A 3,546-nucleotide genomic window follows, 5' to 3' on the forward strand; every position below is an offset into this window, starting at 1 on the left:
TGGCGAGTATATCGACGTTTGCGCCGCTGCTAGCGATGATGTCCGAGGCGAGGTCTAGTAGCGCCTGACCGCCGTCGATGAGCCACAGATCGGGCGGGCTAAGCTTGTCAAACCGCAAAGCGCGCTCTGTTAGCATCTGGCGCATCTGATCGTAGTCGTTTGCGTGAGAGAGGTGCATGTGGCGGTAGTGCTCTTTGGAGAAGTTTCCGTGCTCAAAGCGCACCATCGCGCCGACCGCGGCCGCACCGAACATGTGCGAGTTGTCAAAGATCTCGATGGCATACGGCGCGCAGGCTAGGCCGAAATACTCTTTTAGCTCGTCCAAAAACGCGTCGTCGTGGGTTTTTAGGTATTTTTGGATAAAGACCTGCGCGTTTGTTAGCGCCATCTCGCAGATGCGTTTTTTCTCGCCGATTTTAGGCACGGAGATGCTAAATTTACGGCCGTGGCGAGCGCTCAAGATCTCTTCTACTAGACTTGCGTCCTCAAAGGCTTCTAGCGTGTAAATTTTCGCGCTCACGACGGGCGCGCCAGCCGGAAAGCTCTCTAAAACGATTTGCTTGTACGCGTCGTTTAGATCGCCTTGCGAGCTCATTTTGGCGTTCGTGATATTTTGATACACGCCGCTGATTTTGCCGCCGTGCACGCTAAAACGCACCGCGCAAAGCAAATTTTGCTCCGCGCCCACGGCAAAAACCTCAAAGTCCTCGAGCTTAGCTAGATCGACCTCGATTTTGACGTCTAGATCCTTGATAGCGTTGATCTTATCGCGCACGAGGGCGGCTTGCTCGTAGTTTTCGTTTTGGGCGTATTTGTTCATCAAATTTACGAGCTTTGGCAGCATAGAAAGAGGATTATTTAGCGCCGCGATCGCGCCCTCTACGACCTTGGCGTAGTCTGCGGGCGAAATTTTGCTGATGAGAGGGGCCTCCGAGTAGCCGATCTGATAGGGCAGATATGCGCCCGTGGCTTTGAGCGCGCTTTTGCTTTGCACGAGTTTAAAGCTCAGCCTTAGCGCATCCAAAAGCTCGCGCGCGCCGCGAAAATACGGGCCAAAATACTTGACGTTTTTGCCTCGGACGATCTTGCGCGTGATCTCAAAGCGCGGGAAATCCTCGTCCAAATTTACGTAGATGTATGGATAGGTCTTGTCGTCGCGCAGCAAGATGTTGTATTTGGGCCTTAGCTGCTTGATGAAGGAGTTTTCCAGTATCAGCGCGTCGGCTTCGCTGGGAGTGACGATATACTCGAGGTGCACGGCCTCGCTGATCATCTTGTGGATGCGCGGGCTGACCTTGGGCGAGGGGGCGAGCGCGGGCGTAAATGAAAAGTAGCTTTTGACGCGGTTTTTTAAAATTTTAGCCTTGCCGACGTAAAGAAGCTTGCCGGCCTTGTCGAAATACTGATAAACGCCGGGCTGGGCTGGCAGCGAGCGGATCTCGTCGATTAGCAAAATTTAGCTCCCGTCGGTAAATTTGAGCTTTTGCCGTTTGGGGTTAAATTTGACCAAATTTGATTCATCGCGCCCCGCTTGATTCTTTGGCTAAATTTTGCTTTATGGCAAGGCGGATTTTTTCAAATCCCTCAAAAATCCGCTCGCTTTTGGCTAAATTTATAAACTCGCCTTTAGCAGGCTCGGCGTAGGTAAAAATTCGCTTTTTTTCGTATGGGTCAGTCGCTTTTTTAAATTTTAAATGCTTTGTCACAAAAAATTTAACGTCCGTCACGCGAGCGAGCCTGCCGTCAAAATTTACGCTAGAATAGATTTTTAATAAGCCTTTTAACATTTTTATACTACTATCGCTTTTTAATTCCTGAAGTCCTAGCGGATGAAACAGGGCGAAAAACAAAATGCCGTTTTTCTCGTAGCAAAAGGCGATGAGCCTGCGATGATTTAGGCTTAAAAGCTGTAAAAATTCCCCGCATTCGCTACGGTTTTTTAACTCTTTATAAAAAGGATTATCAACAATATGTCGAATAATAGTCTTAGCGTCTTTCATAAGGCGATTTTAGCATTTTTTTTGTTAATTTTTATAGCAGGTTGCGGTCACAAGGGCGATCCGTTCTACGAAGTGCCGTCTGAGCCCTCAAACAGCAAAACCGAAAAGATAAATAAACTATAAATCAAGGAGAACAAATGAAGATCGTCGGACTTTTGAGTCTGTTTTTCGCTTTGGCCTTCGGTAGCGGCGACGCTGCGGGCGAGGCTTTAAATTTAACGACTACGTGGGTCGGTATCGCGAGCCTCATCATTTTCGTCGTGGGATATTTTTTCATCGCTACGGAGGAAAATTTTCACATCGATAAGGCTAAGCCGGCCATATTTATCGGCACTTTTATGTTCTTGCTCATCGGCTTTTATATGCTGGCAAACGGCCTAGACGTGCATTCGCTGCAAAATGAGGTAAATCACCTGATTTTAGAGATTTCGCAGATCGTATTTTTCCTCATGGTCGCGATGACATATATCGAGGCGCTCATCGAGCGTGACGTGTTTAACGCGCTAAAATACAACCTCGTCTCAAAAGGCTACACGTATAAAAGACTCTTTTGGCTAACGGGCGTTTTGGCGTTTTTCATTAGCCCCGTTGCCGATAACCTAACCACCGCTCTCATCCTCTCCACTGTGCTTTTAACGATAGATAGAAATAATACGAATTTCCTAGTCGCAGGCGCGATAAACATCGTCGTAGCCGCAAACGCAGGCGGCGCATGGAGTCCGTTCGGCGATATCACGACTCTGATGGCGTGGGCTGCGGGTAAAGCGCCATTTATCGACTTTTTCGCGCTTTTCCCGGCTTCATTTATCGGCTGGCTAGTTACAGCTTTCTTGCTAGCGCGCATCGTACCTGCGGGCAGTCCGCATTTTGACCCTGCGACAGAGCCGAAAGTAAGCATCAAAAAAGGCGGTAAAGTCGTTATCGGTCTTGGCGCATTTACGATATTTTCGGCCGTTATGATGCACCAGCTTTTCCACTTGCCTGCGATGTGGGGCATGATGTTTGGCTTCTCGCTTCTTAGCATCTACACCTACATCTACAAAAAAACTAATAAAAACGAAGAGCCTATGCACGTCTTTCACTATATGTCAAAGATCGAAAACAACACGCTTTTCTTTTTCTTCGGTATCCTTGCTGCCGTCGGTGCGCTGCACTTCGTCGGATTTTTAAACTACGCCGTTTCGCTTTATGATAAATTCGGCGCCACTGCTGTAAATATCGGCGTCGGCTTCCTATCTGCTATCGTGGATAACGTTCCTGTTATGTCTGCCGTGCTAAAAGCAAATCCTATGATGGGTGCTGATGCGGGCGAAAATTTAAGCCAGTGGCTGCTAGTTACCTTGACTGCCGGTATCGGCGGCTCGATGATTAGCTTCGGTTCTGCAGCAGGCGTTGGCGTCATGGGTAAACTAAAAGGCATCTATACCTTCGGCGCGCATATGAAATACGCTTGGACCGTGGTTGCCGGCTATATCGTATCGGTCGTGATCTGGTACATACAGTTTGAAATTTTTCATTTATATTTTTAAAGGACGCTCATGAATAA

General features: G+C 48.1%; 3 protein-coding genes. 1 reads left to right on the forward strand and 2 read right to left on the reverse strand.

Annotation, left to right across the window (positions count from 1 at the left end; genetic code table 11):
- A partial coding sequence (gene uvrC / locus Q0338_RS09230) for an excinuclease ABC subunit UvrC (protein ID WP_298086497.1) occupies nucleotides 1-1,453 on the reverse strand: 1,453 nt, incomplete at its 3' end.
- Between the two features lie 64 nt (nucleotides 1,454-1,517).
- On the reverse strand, nucleotides 1,518-2,000 hold the full coding sequence (locus tag Q0338_RS09235; protein ID WP_298086498.1) for a hypothetical protein: 483 nt from the start codon (nucleotides 1,998-2,000) through the stop codon (nucleotides 1,518-1,520).
- A 137-nt stretch (nucleotides 2,001-2,137) separates the two neighbouring features.
- On the opposite strand from Q0338_RS09235, the gene nhaD reads away from it, so the two are divergent.
- Complete coding sequence (gene nhaD / locus Q0338_RS09240) at nucleotides 2,138-3,529, forward strand: sodium:proton antiporter NhaD (RefSeq protein WP_298086499.1); 1,392 nt, start codon at nucleotides 2,138-2,140, stop codon at nucleotides 3,527-3,529.
- Nucleotides 3,530-3,546 lie beyond the last annotated feature (17 nt).

This window comes from uncultured Campylobacter sp. (assembly GCF_938018145.1).
Taxonomy (GTDB): Bacteria; Campylobacterota; Campylobacteria; order Campylobacterales; family Campylobacteraceae; genus Campylobacter_A.